The sequence below is a fragment of the Ruegeria sp. C2 genome, assembly GCF_056537765.1.
The window spans coordinates 1-16,534 of sequence record NZ_JBQFRZ010000012.1 but is presented as its reverse complement, the minus strand read 5'-3'; the positions used below and the strand labels follow the sequence as shown (position 1 = coordinate 16,534).

18 protein-coding genes and 1 tRNA gene are annotated in these 16,534 nt (G+C 55.6%); 10 read left to right on the top strand and 9 right to left on the bottom strand.

The genetic code is table 11. The features are described from left to right. Positions 1-3: 3 nt before the first annotated feature. The 6 genes from ACR0IV_RS20070 to ACR0IV_RS20045 form a co-directional block, all read right to left on the bottom strand. On the bottom strand, positions 4-1,281 hold the full coding sequence (locus ACR0IV_RS20070; protein WP_480471431.1) for an ABC transporter permease: 1,278 nt from the start codon (positions 1,279-1,281) through the stop codon (positions 4-6). A 70-nt stretch (positions 1,282-1,351) separates the two neighbouring features. Next, complete coding sequence (locus ACR0IV_RS20065; RefSeq protein ID WP_480471430.1) at positions 1,352-2,443, bottom strand: extracellular solute-binding protein; 1,092 nt, start codon at positions 2,441-2,443, stop codon at positions 1,352-1,354. Positions 2,444-2,545: 102 nt separating this feature from the next. Continuing rightward, entirely contained in the window at positions 2,546-3,646 is a 1,101-nt protein-coding gene (locus tag ACR0IV_RS20060) for an ABC transporter ATP-binding protein (RefSeq protein ID WP_480660786.1), read from the bottom strand. A gap of 132 nt (positions 3,647-3,778) precedes the next feature. Then, positions 3,779-4,492, bottom strand: a complete 714-nt coding sequence (locus ACR0IV_RS20055; RefSeq protein WP_480660788.1) for a maleate cis-trans isomerase family protein — start codon at positions 4,490-4,492, stop codon at positions 3,779-3,781. Further along, positions 4,489-5,634, bottom strand: coding sequence for a M24 family metallopeptidase (locus ACR0IV_RS20050; RefSeq protein WP_480660790.1), 1,146 nt, complete (start codon positions 5,632-5,634; stop codon positions 4,489-4,491). Before ACR0IV_RS20050 ends, ACR0IV_RS20055 begins: the two co-directional genes overlap by 4 nt. Further along, entirely contained in the window at positions 5,631-6,662 is a 1,032-nt protein-coding gene (locus tag ACR0IV_RS20045) for a pyridoxal-phosphate dependent enzyme (RefSeq protein ID WP_480660792.1), read from the bottom strand. The genes ACR0IV_RS20050 and ACR0IV_RS20045 overlap by 4 nt, the downstream gene beginning before the upstream one ends. 178 nt (positions 6,663-6,840) lie before the next feature. On the opposite strand from ACR0IV_RS20045, the gene ACR0IV_RS20040 reads away from it, so the two are divergent. The 9 genes from ACR0IV_RS20040 to ACR0IV_RS20000 all read left to right on the top strand — a co-directional run bounded on the left by ACR0IV_RS20040 (position 6,841) and on the right by ACR0IV_RS20000 (position 11,361). Then, positions 6,841-6,926 (top strand) — tRNA-Leu (locus ACR0IV_RS20040). A 232-nt stretch (positions 6,927-7,158) separates the two neighbouring features. Further along, positions 7,159-8,349: a tyrosine-type recombinase/integrase gene (locus tag ACR0IV_RS20035; protein ID WP_480660794.1), complete on the top strand. Its 1,191-nt coding sequence runs from the start codon at positions 7,159-7,161 to the stop codon at positions 8,347-8,349. Next, positions 8,346-8,753, top strand: coding sequence for a hypothetical protein (locus ACR0IV_RS20030; RefSeq protein ID WP_480660796.1), 408 nt, complete (start codon positions 8,346-8,348; stop codon positions 8,751-8,753). Before ACR0IV_RS20035 ends, ACR0IV_RS20030 begins: the two co-directional genes overlap by 4 nt. Positions 8,754-8,861: 108 nt before the next feature. Further along, the gene (locus tag ACR0IV_RS20025; RefSeq protein ID WP_480660798.1) at positions 8,862-9,035 is read left to right on the top strand and encodes a helix-turn-helix transcriptional regulator; all 174 of its coding nucleotides are present in this window, start codon (positions 8,862-8,864) and stop codon (positions 9,033-9,035) included. Positions 9,036-9,137: 102 nt separating this feature from the next. After that, the gene (locus ACR0IV_RS20020) at positions 9,138-9,515 is read left to right on the top strand and encodes a hypothetical protein (RefSeq protein ID WP_480660800.1); all 378 of its coding nucleotides are present in this window, start codon (positions 9,138-9,140) and stop codon (positions 9,513-9,515) included. Between the two features lie 100 nt (positions 9,516-9,615). Then, the gene (locus ACR0IV_RS20015; RefSeq protein ID WP_480660802.1) at positions 9,616-9,822 is read left to right on the top strand and encodes a transcriptional coactivator p15/PC4 family protein; all 207 of its coding nucleotides are present in this window, start codon (positions 9,616-9,618) and stop codon (positions 9,820-9,822) included. Beyond that, the gene (locus tag ACR0IV_RS20010) at positions 9,823-10,353 is read left to right on the top strand and encodes a hypothetical protein (RefSeq protein ID WP_480660804.1); all 531 of its coding nucleotides are present in this window, start codon (positions 9,823-9,825) and stop codon (positions 10,351-10,353) included. Positions 10,354-10,498: 145 nt separating this feature from the next. After that, a complete protein-coding gene (locus ACR0IV_RS20005) occupies positions 10,499-11,089 on the top strand; it encodes a hypothetical protein (protein ID WP_480660806.1) in 591 nt (196 codons plus the stop codon). Continuing rightward, a complete protein-coding gene (locus ACR0IV_RS20000; protein WP_480660808.1) occupies positions 11,086-11,361 on the top strand; it encodes a hypothetical protein in 276 nt (91 codons plus the stop codon). The genes ACR0IV_RS20005 and ACR0IV_RS20000 overlap by 4 nt, the downstream gene beginning before the upstream one ends. 128 nt (positions 11,362-11,489) lie before the next feature. Here ACR0IV_RS20000 and ACR0IV_RS19995 read toward each other — a convergent pair whose 3' ends face one another. Continuing rightward, a complete protein-coding gene (locus tag ACR0IV_RS19995) occupies positions 11,490-12,308 on the bottom strand; it encodes a TylF/MycF/NovP-related O-methyltransferase (protein ID WP_480692836.1) in 819 nt (272 codons plus the stop codon). 219 nt (positions 12,309-12,527) lie between these two features. Here ACR0IV_RS19995 and ACR0IV_RS19990 point away from each other — a divergent pair, with 219 nt between their 5' ends. Continuing rightward, positions 12,528-13,568, top strand: coding sequence for a hypothetical protein (locus tag ACR0IV_RS19990; RefSeq protein WP_480660812.1), 1,041 nt, complete (start codon positions 12,528-12,530; stop codon positions 13,566-13,568). 323 nt (positions 13,569-13,891) lie between these two features. On the opposite strand, the gene ACR0IV_RS19985 is transcribed toward ACR0IV_RS19990, so the two are convergent. Beyond that, positions 13,892-15,772: an MORN repeat-containing protein gene (locus ACR0IV_RS19985; RefSeq protein ID WP_480660814.1), complete on the bottom strand. Its 1,881-nt coding sequence runs from the start codon at positions 15,770-15,772 to the stop codon at positions 13,892-13,894. 309 nt (positions 15,773-16,081) lie between these two features. After that, positions 16,082-16,324 (bottom strand): glycine zipper 2TM domain-containing protein, encoded by a 243-nt coding sequence (locus ACR0IV_RS19980; protein ID WP_480660816.1) that lies wholly within the window; start codon positions 16,322-16,324, stop codon positions 16,082-16,084. Positions 16,325-16,534 lie beyond the last annotated feature (210 nt).

Sequence of the window (16,534 nt, the reverse complement as noted above, 5' to 3'; positions counted from 1 at the left end):
CGATTATCCCAGCTTCACGTTATCAATGCCCACGATCTTGTCGTAGACCCAGTAGAGCAACAGAACGACGCCCAGCAGGATCGTCCCCAGTGCCGCGGCCAGTCCCCAGTTCAGCGAGGACGAGATGTGATAGGCGATCCGGTTCGAGATGAAGACACCTTTGGTGCCGCCGACGATCTCGGGCGTGATGTAGTAGCCGATCGCCAGAATGAACACGAGGATCGAGCCCGCGCCGATGCCCGGAATGGATTGCGGGAAATAGATGCGCCAGAAGGTCGTCCAGTTGGTCGCACCCATGGATTTCGCGGCGCGGGTGTAGGACGGCGGGATCGTCTGCATCACCGAATACATCGGCAGGATCATGAACGGCAGCAGGATATGCGTCATCGCAACGATGGTACCGATCTGGTTGTTGATGATCACCAGCCTTGCGTCATCGGCCACCAGCCCCAGCCAGACCAGCGTTTCGTTGATCACCCCTTGCTGCTGCAGCATCACCTTCCATGCCGAGGTGCGCACCAGAAGCGAGGTCCAGAAGGGTAACAAAACAAGGATCATCAGCAGGTTTGAAACCCGCATCGGCAAGGTCGCCAGCAGATAGCTGACCGGATAAGCCAGCAGAATACAGGCCCCGGTGATGACCAGCGACATGAACAGGGTGCGCCCGAACAGCTTGATCAGGATTTGCTTGTCTTCGGGTTGAGACTGCGCCCCTTCGGGCGTGCGGCGCATGTCGATCGCGTTCAGGAAGTAACCGTTGGTGACGGCGGGCGCGTGGGTTTTGATGACCGCCCATGTCTTGGGGTCGCCCCAGCCATCGTGAATCTCGATGACCTGGTCCTTGAACGGACCGTCTGTTTCGGGATCCAGCTTTTTGATCTGACGGCCGGACCGGCGGAACATCGAAGACATACCGGTTTCTTCGTAGTTCAAACGCGAGCCCAGACGGGTATGGGTCTTGTTGTCGATGGCGACAATCATGTCGCGGACAAAGGCGTCATAGACGGCCTCATCCGGCAATTCACCGCTCGCCTCGTCCCAGCTTTGCAGGGCTTGCACCGTCTGAGGCAGCGTGTCTTGCACGATGCTATTTTCCACCGACCGGAATAGCATCGCGGCAATGGGCACGATGAAAGAGAACATCACGAACAGCAGCAACGGGGCCACCAGCATCAGCGCCCGCAGCTTTTGCCGTCGCAGTGACCGCGCCAGTGATTGCTTGAGCGGCGTTCCGTCAGCGGCCAGCATCGGGCCGGAATTTTGTTGGGTGGCGTCAGTCATCGGTGCCCCTTGGGTACTTTTGGGGCCGGGGGCGAGTGGCCGCCCCCGACGATCTCAGGAAATCAGACGCTTATTGCGCCAGCCACGCCTGGAATTTGGCGTCGATGTCGTCGCGGTAGTCCGCCCAGAACTCGTAGTTATACAGGAACGTGTTCTTGGCGTTTTCCGGATCGGTCGGCATGTGCGGTGCCATGTCGATGCCCAGATCGGCGTGCTGACCCACCAGCGGAGCCGACGAGGCACGGGCCGGACCGTAGGAGATGTACTTGGCCTGATCCGCCAGACGCTGCGTGTCGGTTGCGAACATGATGTAGTCCAGCGCGCGCTGCTTACGCTCTTCGCTCAGACCGGCGGGAATGATCCAACCGTCCAGGTCGAACACCTGCGCGTCCCACAGCATGCCAACGGGCTGGTTCTGCTCTTCGATCAGGCTGAACAGTCGACCGTTATAGGTCGAACCCATGACAACTTCGCCATCAGCCAGTAGCTGCGGCGTGTCGGCACCTGCGGACCACCAGACAACGCTGTCCTTGATGGTGCCCAGCTTGGCCAACGCCTGATCCTGACCTTCTGCGGTGGCCAGAACGTCATAGACGTCATCCTTGGCAACGCCGTCACAGATCAGCGCCCATTCCATGTTGTTGATCGGGCGTTTTTCCAGCGAACGCTTGCCAGGATAGGCTTCCAGATCGAACACGGCGCAGACATCGCTGGGCGGTGTGTCACCGACCAGATCAGTGCGATAGCCAAAGGTGGTCGAATACACGATCTGCGGGATGAAGCAATCGCTGACCAGCAGATCGCCGAAGTCATCCGCTGCCGATGTGCCATCCGGCGCCGGAGCCAGCATGGTGTCAGGGTCGATTTCCATCGCCAGACCTTCGTCGCACAGACGAATCGCGTCCGAGGCAACAACGTCGACCACATCCCATGTGATGTTGCCCGCTTCGTTCATCGCGCGCAGCTTTGCAACCGCTTCGGCCGAGCTGTCGTCGTTCAGGATGGTGATGCCGGTCTTCTCCGAATAGGGCTCGTGATACGCTTTCAATTGCGATTTGGAATAGGCGCCGCCCCACGAGACGATGGTCATCTCTTGCGCGGACACGCCACCAGCCGCGGTCGCCAGAGCAGCAGCGGTCAGTAGTGTTTTGGTTGGTTTCATGTGTTACTCCCAGTACTTCCCGTTTGTTGTATGGTCAGCTGGCGCACGGGTTTTCACCAGCCGGTCCCTCAATAAAGCCGCACTTGTACCGCGCAGCTTGGTCTATGCGTCGAGCGCACGACAATCTTTTGCCAGCCAGCCAATATCGATCTCTTGGCCGGGTTGCAGACGGATGGCATCGGGGGCGTTACGTGTCTTGACGATGAATTCGTCATTGCCCGCGACCGACATGCGGAAGCGGAACACATCGCCCATATAGATGAACTCCTTGACCGTGGCCTTCAGCGTATGCGCATCGGCATGCAGGCGGTCCTTGTTGAACTCGACCCTCTCGGGCCGGATCGAAACCTTGGTGCGTTCGCCCGGATTGTGCACGTTGATCGGCACCGCGTCGATTTCCGAACCGTCATCCAGCTGCACCACACAACTGTCGCCGTCGATGGATTTGACCACACCTTCCAGCGTGTTGTTCTCGCCGATGAATTGCGCGACGAAGCTGTTGTCGGGCTCTTCATAAAGTTGATCCGGCGGCGCAAGCTGCTGGATGCGGCCATCGTCGAACACCGCAACACGGTCGGACATGGTCAATGCCTCGGTCTGATCGTGGGTCACGTAGACGGTGGTGATGCCCAGTTCATGCGCCAGTCGGGTGATTTCGAACTGCATGTGTTCGCGCAGCTGCTTGTCGAGCGCGCCCAGCGGTTCGTCCATCAGCACCAGCTCGGGCTCGAACACCAGCGCGCGGGCCAGCGCGATTCGCTGCTGCTGACCACCCGAAAGCTGCGCCGGGCGGCGATTACCGAAGGCGCCCATCTGAACCATGTCCAGCGCGCGTTTGACTTTCTCCTCGCGCTCTGACTTGCCCAGCTTGCGGACTTCCAGCGGGAACGACAGGTTCTCGGCCACGGTCATATGCGGGAACAGGGCGTAGTTCTGGAACACCATCCCGATGCCACGTTTATGCGGAGGGATGTTGTTGATGGGTTTCCCATCCAACAAAATTTCACCGTGGGTGGCTGTTTCGAATCCGGCGAGCATCATCAGACAGGTTGTCTTGCCTGATCCGGACGGTCCGAGCATGGTCAGGAATTCGCCCTTTGGCATCGCCAAGTTGAGATCTTTGACAACGAGATTCTCGCCATCATAAGATTTTTGAACGCGTTCAAATTCGACAAACGCGGCGTCAGTATTTGTGTCGGTCACAAGACCCCCTGTTGCGTCAAATGATTACCCGGTTGGTCCGGATTTCATTGATCTTCTCGTGCAATGAAGCCGAGGCTAACAAATGGTCGCAAGCCCGTAAAGCAAATGAACCCGCTATTACGTCACTTTTGCCTAAATTTGCGACACATTCAGGTGATTCATGTGCCAAGCCAGGCTTTGATTGCTTGACAGAACCGGCTTTCCGATCTGCGCCTCGATCCGGGGGATGGCGGCCAGTGTGCGCAGGTTCGTACAGCTGAGAAACACCGCTTCAACAGCCCTGTCAGCGCCCAGACGTATGGCCGCATTAACCACGGAATCGGCCGAAATACGTACAACCTTGGCCTCTTCCGCCTCGCCAAAGGTGCCGAACACATCCATCGAAATACCTTGTTCCGCAAAGGCCCTTCGCAGCGGTGTGTTCACCTCTTCGATATAGGGCGAAAGCAGCGCGAATTTCGACACGCCCTGATCTGCGGCGCAGGCTGCGGCGGCGCGCAACGGGTTGGTCACGGTCTGAACATCGCAGGTCCGTTTCACCATCTGTTCAACCCGATCCGAACCGATCACCGAGCTGGCCGAGGTGCAGCCATAGCCCACCACCTTATAGGGCCGCGCTTTGGGCAGCAGGTCGGCGGCGGCGGGCAGATCGGTTTCCATCTGCGCCAGCGTATCAGTGTTGACTTCGGCCCCGCTGGGGATGCGGCTGATATAGAGAGGGCTGGGATCATCGGCGAAAAGGCGACGGAACTCGGGCTCGATGGTCTCATCAGTTTGCAGAACTATCAGACCCATCGGCGCGGCGGCGGGATCGTCGGGGTCGAGCGAATAGGGCAGTGTCGTCATAGCGTCGGTATCTCCGGTCCGATACGCGGGCTCAGGAATTCGGGCGCGCCCTCGGTGATCAGGATGTTTTCCTCATGTACAAGGATCTTGCCATCGACGGCGATACCCGGTTCCAGCGTCAGCACCATGCCGGGCTGCAGCTCGGTGTGATCACCGGGGATGAGCGAGGGCCATTCGGTCAGCGACATCCCCAGCCCGTGGCCCAGCCGCCCGGCATCCGTGCCTTCGCCACCATCCGTCAGCACCGCGCTCATGGTGTGAAACAGCTGCGCTGCGGTGGTGCCGGGCCGGGCCTGCTCAAAGGCGGCATCCGAGGCCTCGATCAGCCGCGCATGGGCGGCGCGGACCGGGGTGCTGGCGGGCCCGACCGACCAGTTGCGGTCATAGTCGCAGAAATACCCGTCGCGAACGAGGCCGGTATCCAGCATCAGAACATCGCCCTGCGCAAGAGGGGTCTGCGTTGCCGGTGAGATCACATCCGTGTACCCGCCCTGCTCGGCCGCTCCGGCCAGATAGGGCACCCAATCGGCCCCTTCCTCAAGGCAGAGCATCTGGAACCGTCGGAAGACCTGATCGAGCGGCGTTCCGGCTGCGGCGATTTCCGGCACACGCGCAAAGGCGCGGGCACCGATCTGACAGGCGGTGCGAATCTTGGCGACCTCGGCCTCGGACTTCACCATGCGCAGGGCGCGCAGGATGCCGTGATCACCGGTCAGTCGACGAGCGCCGAGCCCGTCCTGAAGGCGTCTGAAATCGGCCAGAGGCATCCTGATATGTGTCTCATGCCCATCCGGACAACCGATCGCGGACCCGTCCGACGTCAGCTCGGTCAACGTATCGGCCAACAGCGAAACGCCGTCATCTTCCAGATCCGGCGCACTCCAAGTGCGAATGTCGTCGATCCATGTCTGCGCCATCAGGGCCGCCCCGATCGACGGGATCACGACCACCGGCTTGCCCGAGGCAGGCACGATCAGGAACCAGGGGCGCGTCGGGCTTTCCCAGAACCGGGTCAGATAGCCGGTGAAATAACGCAGCTCAGGTTCGGTGGTCAGCAGCAGGGCTGAAAGACCTGTTTCGGCCATTCGCGCTTGTGCGCGGGAAACCCGTGCCTCGAATTCCTGCGGCGCGAAGCCGGTCATGCGGGCTGCTCGCTCAACATGCAGAGGACACGGGATTGCGGCCCGATTCCCATGGCCTGACGTGCCGCCTCATTCATCACCGCCGCTATGCCTGCTCCGCCCGAAGCGCTGGTCTCTAACCCGGCTTCGGCCATCGCGGGCAATTGCGCGGCAACCTCGTCATCGCTGATCGTCAGAAACAGATCCGCATCCCGCGCCAATCCATTCAGGGCGATCAGTGAAGGCTCCTTACAATCGAGTCGTCCCATGATGCTGTCCGGGCCATCAGCGAAAACGCAGTGGCCAGCCTCGATGCTGGCTTGCAAGGCCGGGGCCGCGTCGGGCTCGACCACGACGATCTGCGGCGCGTCTTCCCAGACCTCGCGCGCATAGGCAGCCACCGCCCCCGCCATACCGCCAACGCCAGCCTGCAGCAGGATGTGTGTCGGCGTTTCGGGGCATTGCCCGGCCGCCTCCAACGCCATTTGCAGGTAGCCTTCCATCAGCAGATGAGGCAGGTCGGTATACCCCTCCCACGAGCTGTCAGACAGCAGGGTCCAGCCATTCTGCTGCGCCGCCTGCGCGGCGGCCTCCATGCTGGCAGCATAGTCGACCCCTTCCCGCACCACCTGCGCATCTTGCGCCCGCAGACGGTCGGCAAAGCTTTCAGGCACAGTCTCGGCGATGTAGACCACCGCATCGGCCCCGAAGACTCGCGCGCCTGCAGCCATGCTCATCCCGTGATTGCCCGCACTGGCGGTGACAAATGTACGTCCCTTGAGGTTCGCATCGGGCGCTTCATCCGCCTGACAGGCAATGACATAGGCCGCGCCCAGCGCCTTGAAGGACCCAAGCCCCATGCGGGGCCGTTCATCCTTGATCCAGAGCTTTGCAACCGGTGCCAGAGCCGTTGCATCCACCAGTGGAGTTTCCTCGAATTCAGGGCAAAACAGACGATGCCGCCCAAGGCCAGATATATCTACCGACGGATATGGCGCCTGATCCGCTAGCTTTGCCCCATTCCGATACGGGTTTCTGACCGTCTTCATCGCACGCTCCCTTTCTTGATGCGCCGACGTGACCGAAACCGGAAAGCACTGTCAAGCGTGTCCTGCTTTCCCTTTCGCTGCAGCTCATCCGAATGAGCGTCTTTTCAATCCAAATGGTTGGCTGTAAGTGTGTGGCGATCCTGTTGGTTTCGGCCTTACCTGCCGCGCAAACAGGTCTGCGGGCGTGATGGAATGGTAGACATATCGGACTTAAAATCCGAAGGCCTTAGTGCCGTGTGGGTTCGAGTCCCACCGCCCGTACCATTTCCTGACAGTTACAATAGAATACCGGGATCTGTACCCGACGAATCCGGCGATACTTGGTTGGATTGAGAAGAGTGGTGCCTCAAGAGGGCATCTAATACTTGTTTCAGGACGTTTCAACATGCCCCAGAAAACTACTGATTGATTGTTTTTCAGTAATTTAACTGTACCACCGTGTTCCACTATGCCCCACCGTATACTATATATAGAGGGTGGATAGAGAGGTGGACGAGTGTCACGCCCTTTGAACAAGCTCAGCGCTTCGACGCTAAAGGCTGCCCCGCCGGGGAAATACTCTGACGGTGGCGGGCTGTGGTTCCATCGCCGTGAGGATGGTGGGGCGCAATGGTTCCTGCGTGTCACTGTCCACGGTCGCAGGCGTGAAATGGGACTGGGCTCATTTCCTGAGGTGTCGCTCAAGGAAGTTCGTCAGGAGGCCGAGAACTGGCGCGCTGTTGCTCGGAAAGGTACTGATCCGATCAAGGAGCGGGAACGCCTCAAGCGAGAGGAAGCGAGCAAGTTGCATCTGTTGAAAGACGTAGCTCAAGACGCTTTTGAAAGCCGTAAGGCCGAGTTGAAGGGCGATGGCAAAGCAGGTCGCTGGTATTCGCCACTAGAACTGCATGTGTTGCCCAAGCTCGGCAAGGTGCCAGTTGTTGAGCTTGACCAAAAGGACATCCGGGACACCCTTGCTCCTATTTGGCACGATAAGGCCGACACCGCACGAAAGGCTATGAACCGACTGTCTATCGTAATGCGCCACGCTGCTGCCCTTGGGCTTGATGTGGATCTGCAGGCTACAGACAAAGCGAAAGCACTATTGGGTAAGCAGCGCCACAAAGCGAAGAATATCCCGGCAATGTCGTGGAAACACGTTCCGGCATTCTACGAAAGCCTAGACGGCGGGACGACAGCGGAGCTAGCGCTTCGCTTGCTCATACTCACTGCGGTTCGTTCTTATCCATTGCGCAATCTTCACTTGGATCAGATTGATGGGGACGTTTGGACTATACCCGCAGAGGCGATGAAAGGGCGCAGAGATGCGACAGAGGAATTTCGAGTGCCTCTATCAGCCGAAGCTCTCACCGTTATCGAGAAAGCCAAACCGATGGCGCGAGACGGAATGCTCTTCCCTGGCGTTCGGCGCGGAGTGATATCGGACATGACCATGGGGTCGTTTATGAAACGGCGCAAACTGGTCGAGCGTCCGCATGGGTTCAGGTCGTCGTTCTGGGATTGGGTGGCGGAGACGCAGAGTGTGCCATTTGAGGTTGCTGAGACATGCCTCGGACACATGGTCGGAGGTGCTGTAGTACGTTCATACAAGCGGACAGATTTCTTGGATCAGCGACGAGCATTGATGGAACGATGGGCGTTGCTTCTAGCGACTGAATCGACCCCGGTTGTGAGGTTGGTAAAATGAGCAATAAGAAAATCCGAAAGCTTGCGGAGCAGCTTTTAGAAATAAAAGACAATCAAACACGCTGGATGGTTCTTGGCTACCTGACTGAACAAGGCCTCCTTCGGCAGGCTGAAACAAAAAAGCCGAGAGGGCGGCCAAAAACTGGCGCGGACAAAGATGGATGGAGAGCCTATACACTCTGGGCAATTGCACAGAACTTTCCAACAGAAAAACGCGCCAAGTTTTCAAACCGAGAGTTGATTTCGATTGCGAGGCAACTTGAAGAGATCCAAGAACTGCCATTGCAAGAAAGGGCGTTTCCGCATTCAAACAACCTGGAGCAGTCCGTTTCACGAGGCAAAACAAAGCACGGAATAGACGAATTCTGGAACTCAGAAGTTTGTGAAAAAATAGGAGACATTTAATTGCAAACGACTTCTGACTAAAGACACATCAGTTTGTGTGCACCACGGCTCTCCGGTGCGCATAGTGGTGATTCACAAGGCCGCGCACCCCAATCCAAGGGGACGCAAATGAAGTATCTTTCGTTTCGCGAACTGCAGGACAAACTAGGCGGTCGAGGCCGTACCTCTATTTATCGTGACGTTGAGAATGGACGCCTTCCGAAGCCAGTAAAACTTGGTTCTCGTTTGTATTGGAACGAAGCTGATATTGATGCCGCATTAGAGCAGGCAATTGCTGCCTAAAAGAAACCCCCCACCCGAGGCACGGGCGGAGGCAAATTCTTTTAGGTGGTACTGAAAGTATAGCCGATGGCCCGATGCCTTTCAACAAAAGAAAGGTAATCCATGGACATTATCAGAGACAGCAAAACAATAAGTGTCGAACTCCCACCATCAAACGCACTGCGCGTATATCACTGGGCAGACCTTCCCAACCTAACAGCGCCTGCGCTTTATCGGGTCACTGATCCACGCCAAGAACCACGCGAAATCTATACATCTAAGCACAAGCGCCAAGTTCTTGAGGGCCTGATGCGGTCGCCACTCTATGCGGCCAGCTACTGCCGCCTGTCGGATCAGGTGCTGCCCCTACGCCGCGATGATGGCGTGAACATCGAGTGCAAGCTGTATCGCAATGATTCAGACACCGGACGCCAGAAGTTCGGCATCTACTTCCTCGTCAGCAAAGTTGAGCTGATCCAGGCGAACGAGGTGGCGGCATGAGGACCGTTGACCTGCAAGTATCCGCGCTTCGTCGCAAGCATGGCCTTACTGAGGCCGCTGCTCGCATTGTCGCAACGCTGTATTACGGGGAGGGCCGCTAATGGCCCTCATCACCCAGATCCCCAAAAACAGCCGCGAAGAGTTCCGCGTCAGCCGGGATGACTTTCAAGGGCATGACCTCATCAACATCCGTGTGTTCTTCATATCGAAAGACGGAGAAATGCTGCCGGGCAAGCAAGGCGTCGCCTTCAAGGCTGAGTTGCTGCCCGAGTTTATTGACGCGCTCAGCAAGGCGGAGGTTGCGTAGATGGGACGGGATCGGCGCAACGAAAGGCGCGGAGAGCATTTCACTAAGCTCGTGCGCAACATGATGGAGGAGCCCGCTTGGCGGGCTCTCTCACCCGTTGCTCAGGCGCTGTATCCTTGGCTTAAGCTGGAGTGGCGCGACCCACAGGCGAATAATAACGGCAAGATTCAGTTCAGCGTCAGGCAAGCCGCAGAGGCTTTGGGGGTGGCCTCGCTCAATACCGCAGCGCGCGGTTTCCACGACCTACAAGCCAAAGGTTTCCTCGTTGTTACAAAACCCGCTCAGCTCGGCTTGGGTGGTGAAGCACGCTCACCCCTCTACGAACTGACGGAAATCGAGTTACCCCATGCTGACCGCAGAGGCGGACGAATGCTCTATCGCAAGTGGGCGCTCGGTAATGATTTCCGCGTCCACAAAGCTGCCGCGCACAACCCCACTGGCAGAAGCTCAAAAACAAAACCCTGTCGCAATTTTGAAGACGTGACCGTCTTAAATTTTGAGACGTGTAAGGAAAGGACGTCGCAAAAATGAAGACCTGCCGTCGCAATTTTGAAGACGTAAACGGCCACTTTCAGCGCTCGCACGTCGCAATATTTGAGACATCCTTAATCTACCAGGGGGTCTGGGGGAAACGGACACCTTCTGCACCAACAATCAAACACAGTGAGGAACGAGCATGACGGATGAATCAGTAAAGAGATACCCATCGAAATCGAGTAGTGAAATGACAAGATCAGACAGCTCAAAAACATTGGTCACGGACATGCCGGATGTTGGTGTCAAATTCTCAGGGTCTAAAAAGGATGGACAGGTCATCTCTCATCTTGAAGACGCGCTATCTAAGGTTTTCGGTACAGAAGATAGCGAGTTAGCAGCGTCCCTTACCGGCCATTGCCTTAAGGTCTTGAGCGATGCTGAATCCGGTGACGGTCCCGAAGGAAACGACGAACGTGCCTTCATGATGTCAATTGTCGCCGACATTGCTCCGAAAGACGCAATCGAGCGAATGATGGCGGTACAGATGGCTGCTACGCACGTCGCTGCAATCCGGTTGGCGAGCTGGTTCGCGCAATCACAAAACCAGATGCAGTTCGACGGGCGCGGCAACAGCTTCAACAAGCTGGCACGCACATTTGCTGCCCAGGTTGAGACGCTGCGTAAGCACCGTAACGGTGGCAAACAGACGGTCACCGTTCAGCACGTGAACGTTGAAGACGGCGGTCAGGCTATTGTCGGCAACGTCGAGACGGGGGGAGGTAAAAAATGAAACATGCCTCCAACCCCATGCACAAGGCTCACGCAGCGCCTCGATGCACAGCGAAGTCCAAACGCACAGGCCTGCCTTGTAAGAACCCGGCGGTGAAAGGCTGGACAGTTTGCCGGATGCACGGCGCTCGTGGCGGTCATGGTCCTGGCAAGGCCAACCCGGCTTACAAGCACGGTATGCGCACCAGAGTGGCTCAGGAGATGAGGAAAGACATCATCGAACATGTGCGTCTGGCACGCGCTTTGGAGCGGCTCGTCGACGACGAGGTTTAGCAGAGAGCTTGTTGCTTACTTGGCTAGCTCGACTTTCGCAAAGGGTGCCGTCGATTGGAGTTTACCCAGACCAGATGCCGAACCTTTACGGTAGATCAGCAATGTGGGGCGTAGGTTACGCTTACGATTCAACACTCTGCGGTATGCATTCTCTTCTCAGTATAGCATAAACATGACCCCCACTCGACTACTGTCGAATGATTGTCCCGGTCCAATGCCAATCCAGTGCCCGAACCGACCACTCCTGGCGCAGATTGCCTGAGATTTTCGGACCAAAAACTCTCATCAAAGAAAATACTAACAACTTCCAAGTCCCTTGATTCATGGCAAAAAAACTTGCCGCCTTGCATTAACTTTGGCCACGCGTGAATCAACACTGTCCGAACAGATGAGGGAAGGTCTGCATCTTCAAATATCAATGAATAACTGTCATCAGCTCTGTGCGGCAACGTATCATCAAAGTATCCTTTGACAAATTCACAAACAGATATTTCCCCATATGTTTCAACGTTTTTCTTTACCTCTTCAAGCCCAGCTAATAATTCACCTTTCTCATACACAACGGGCATACCAGTTGAGATTTGAGTAATATTATCTTCATTTTCAGGCAAACCCTCAAACGAATCAAACACAATCAATCTACGACCTACCAACTTACATGCGAGCGAAAGACTTGCGGTAGACAACCCTTTAAAGCACCCAAATTCCGCCACATCTCCAGTTTCCGAACGTGGAATTCTTATGACCTCCCGAGCCAGCACAAGCTGCTCTGCAAAGGTCGAAGCACATTCAGGTACGCGACTTGCTTTTCTGATCTTCATCGCCAAAGACAGCATTTGGCGCATGCTAATACCATGCTGTTTCGCCTCAGGTAATCTAGAAAACTTTGCAATACTACTAATTGTACCAACTTTACTGGAAATTCTCTCAACTATTCCGGCACTCATCTGTCTTGATCCATCCTTCAAATATCATTGTTTTTCTTCATTCGGGATTCCTCGTTTTGGCCCCCGCTTAGTCATCGTGTCGCCATTCGAGGTGGGGATCAAGCATCTTAACGTCCTGGCAACGTTTCGGTCGGCCAACATCAAGTCCGCGTAGCCCAGAATTGGCATTCTCTTGTAGTCAAGAACCCCGCTCGTGCGCGCCGGTCGCACCATTCACGCATGGATCAGCCGCAGTCTGTTGATGACTTGGTGAGCGCCATTCGCAAACGCACCCGGCCCGGTATCAACGCCGCTTATGACGAGGCCCGGTCTTTGGGGCACGATATCGATATGTCTGCCTTTGATGATTTGTTCCAGAGCGATATGGGGAAAAAGGCGCTGCAAGAGGGTCAGCGTCTCGCGCGTGACCGGATGATTGCGGAGGGCGTTACCGGGGAGCCGTCCACGCTGGCGGTGCTGGATGAAGCCAAGAAGGCATTGGACGACATGGCGCGCGCCCCTCTGGGCCAGAGTCAAAACAATGAGCAGTCTATCGCGGGAATGCTTTCCAAGCAGGTGCGTCAACGCATCGATGACTTGATGCCGGAATATGGTGGCGCACGTGAGTTGGCCGCAAGCGCTCATAATCGAATGCGCGCCGTCAATATCGGCGCGGAGGGCGCTAAGCCCCGCGTATCGGCTGACTATGCCCGACGCGCTGAGAAAGCAGCAATTGCACACCCTGACGAAGTTGCTCAGGGCTACGCCTCGGGCAAGATTGACGCCCTTCAGAACCGCAGAGACACCCCCGGCGCTGTTGATACCTTATTCGGGCCACGTCGCCAGCAGGACGCCATGCAAGCCGCTCTGGGGCCGGAAGGCGCAAACACGGTTCGCAATCAGATTGCCAATGAACGCACCTTTGCAGACACCCATAGGGCGCTTACCGGCAATTCCACTACTGCCCGCCAGTTGATTGAGCAAAGCCTGATAGGTGGCGCTGGCGGCGGTGCAGGGTTTGCAGCCACAGGTGACTTAACCGGGGCCGGTGGTGGCGTGGCTGCAGCACTGATCGCCCGCAAAGGAGGTGCTGCGGCTCTACGGCATATGTCGGCTGGCAAAGAGGCCAAGGTTGGCTCCGTCATCGCTGAAATGCTGACACGGGCGGGTGTGCCTGCCAATCTTCAAGGGGCTATTCAAAAAGCACCTGACAAGACCAAGCAGATAATTATCCGCGCCTTGATGATGAACTTCACCGGGCCTCAATTAAGCCCTGAGTAAAGGATATAGGCCCCGTACAGCGCGGGGCCAACTATACCCCCAAGGGTCCCCAGCCCAACAAAGGCATATCCGAGCAACGAAAGCTGATTGTCGACATTTGAAACTACACTCCACAAAGCCCAAGCAATAAACGTGAATATCAGGCCGGAAGCCGCAACCACGCAATACAGTTGGAAAATAGTCAGATTCGCGACAGTCATACCCACAACATGGACATCGGCACACCGCCTGTAAAGGCCGCGGCTTAGATTACCCAGGTTTCCGCAGCAGTGTTCAGAATTGTCATATTCCAAGGCACAGAAACGGTACGTTGATTGCTGCACCTAGTCTGCGCGTTCGACCAGGATGCCATTCTCCCAAAGTCCGTCTTCAATAGCTCCATTGGCATAGGTCATTGTACCTTTGCCATGGCGTTTCCCATCTAAAAACTCTCCAACATATCTATCGCCGCTATTGTATGTCGCCGCTCCAAATCCCTCAATCTCCCCGTTGACCCAGTTTCCCGAATACTCGAATCCGTTAGCTACCGTGATTGTTCCGGTTCCATGTCGTTTTCCTTCAAAGAATAGCCCAGAATATATCGACCCATCAGGGTAGTACGCAGAACCTTCACCGTGACGCTTCCCTTTGAGCCAATTGCCCTCGTAACGATATCCAGCGCTATTCGTCATAATGCCAAATCCGTCGAATTCCGCGGCTTTATATGCTCCGGAATAACTATAACCGTTTGGATATGAGGACGTTCCGTTGCCTTCTATCTCTCCGTTAGACCAATCGCCTTCGTAGGTGGAACCATCCGGGTAGGTTATCTTTCCGTGTCCTTCTGGCTGGTCGTTCTGAAATCTACCGATATAGACAGCGCCGTCTGGATATTGGACGCGACCTTCGCCATCGATTTTTCCGTCCTTCCATTCCCCCGTGTAGCTGAACCCGTCCGTGCTAGTGAATGTCCCTTCACCCTGTCTCTTATCGTTTGAGAATGTCCCCTCATAAAAGCTTCCATCGGGATAAAGAGCACGTCCTTCCCCATCTCTTATGGCGTCCTTTAGTTCACCAACGTACAGGTCGCCAGTCGGCTGAATCAACGAACCTAGACCGTTGATCTGGCCTCCTGACCAGCCACCATCGTAAATCAGACCATCCGGGGCCCAATATGTGCCTTCACCATCTCGCTCGCCTGATTTGATTTCACCGTAGTATTCAGCGCCATCGCTATAGATAGCATGCGCCAATCCTGAAGATTGCCCGTTCACCCAACTACCTTCGTAGATATAGCCACTGGTCGACGTTAGCCGACCTAACCCTTCGGGCTCACCATTTGCGAATTGACCAACATACCGACTCCCATCTGCATAAGTCGATTTGCCCTTGCCGGAGATAACACCATCTACCCATTCGCCTTGATACTTAGCGCCATCTGCAAACACGATTTGGCCATATCCGTCAGGCACCCCGTCCAAGAACTGCCCTTCATATATGGAACCATTTGGAAACTCTGCACGCCCCAGCCCAGTGATTTCACCTTCTTGCCACTGCCCTGAGTACTTGTAGCCATTTGGCAGTACGTATTCCCCGTATCCCTGTCGTTTGTCGTCTAGTAGGGTCCCTCGGTAGCTGCCCCCAGCATCGTCGGTAACTGTAACAACATTACCATATTCTCTCTCGGCAGCCCGCTTTAGAGCGGTGAGATCAACATGTGGAACGGGGAAATACTCCTGAACCGCGAACTTGGGAATATGGAGACGTTTTTCTTGCAATTCGTCCCATAATTGCCTTGTCAACTCTGGCAGTTGACCCCTAGCGTTAACATCGAAGATTACCGCGCTTTCTTTTTGAGGGCTCGTTCGAAGCTCGGCTTCTTCGGAAGATGGAACAACCACTTCTGTTTGGGTTCGGGTCACATCAGGAGCCTGTTCTATCGCCTTGCTTGCTTGTTGTTCAAATTGGCGCAGTTTCTCCATTTGCTCAGATAATTCACTTACCTGTTTTTGTAGCTCAGTTATGGTCGGATCGTCTCGATTTAATAACCTGTCCCACAAATACTCACCGAGCGATGTAAGCCCGATGACAATGAAGAATCCTGACACAGCTATGAAGATAGACCCCCGCCCTCTCCATTCTTTCGTCATGTCTCTTCCGAAAACGAGCAGGCAAAGATATGCAAGCAGTGCAAGAATTTCGAGAAGAAATGGTTTGATCGACATAGCTCAGTAATTCGAAAGGCGTCTGAAATTTAGTAGTATGTATGGAAAGCCTACTTCAAGATTTAGGAGCCGCCAAAAAGAAAAGGGGCGCACCCACCACAGGCGCGCCCCAGGAACAGAGGGGAAAGTGAATAAACCTGCGCTCTCAACACAACATGAGCGCTAACTCTTCAACTGTTTCCAATGTGGCTAGATTCAGTGGGGCAGTCAGTGATGTACGTTACACAGGTCAGGTTTTTTTGAATTCTGGAGTCCGCCCTTAGTCATCCAGTGCCTCGAAGATCCGAGCAAGCAACTGTTGGGAGATTGTTAGTTACAGGCTGATTGCCCTGCATACATCCCTACGCCCGCGCCCGCTGCGGTCGCAAGTGTTTTGCCTGATCCCCCACCGAACCTGTTCCCAACCACTCCCCCGAGTGCAGCGCCACCAAGGATACCTGCAGCACAGCGAGCATCATGCTGTACCTGTGCCTGAGTTGGCGTCGTCGGTGCTCCACATGCAGCCAGAGACAGTGAAATTCCAAACGCGCAGACTAATGATACTTTGCCCATCTCGATTGCCTCTCAAAATACCAAATGAGTTATCTGAGTAGGTGGCTCTTGGCCGTCTATTGTACAAGGCTTCAATACCAGTGCGAGTTGAGGTTAACCAAATCTTAATAAAAGAAATTCTAGGCTCAGGACCCATTGATTTCCGTTTGGCTGCGTGATTCATCGCGTTCAAAACGAGCGGTGAACATGTCTGATCTTTTCTGGTTGAGC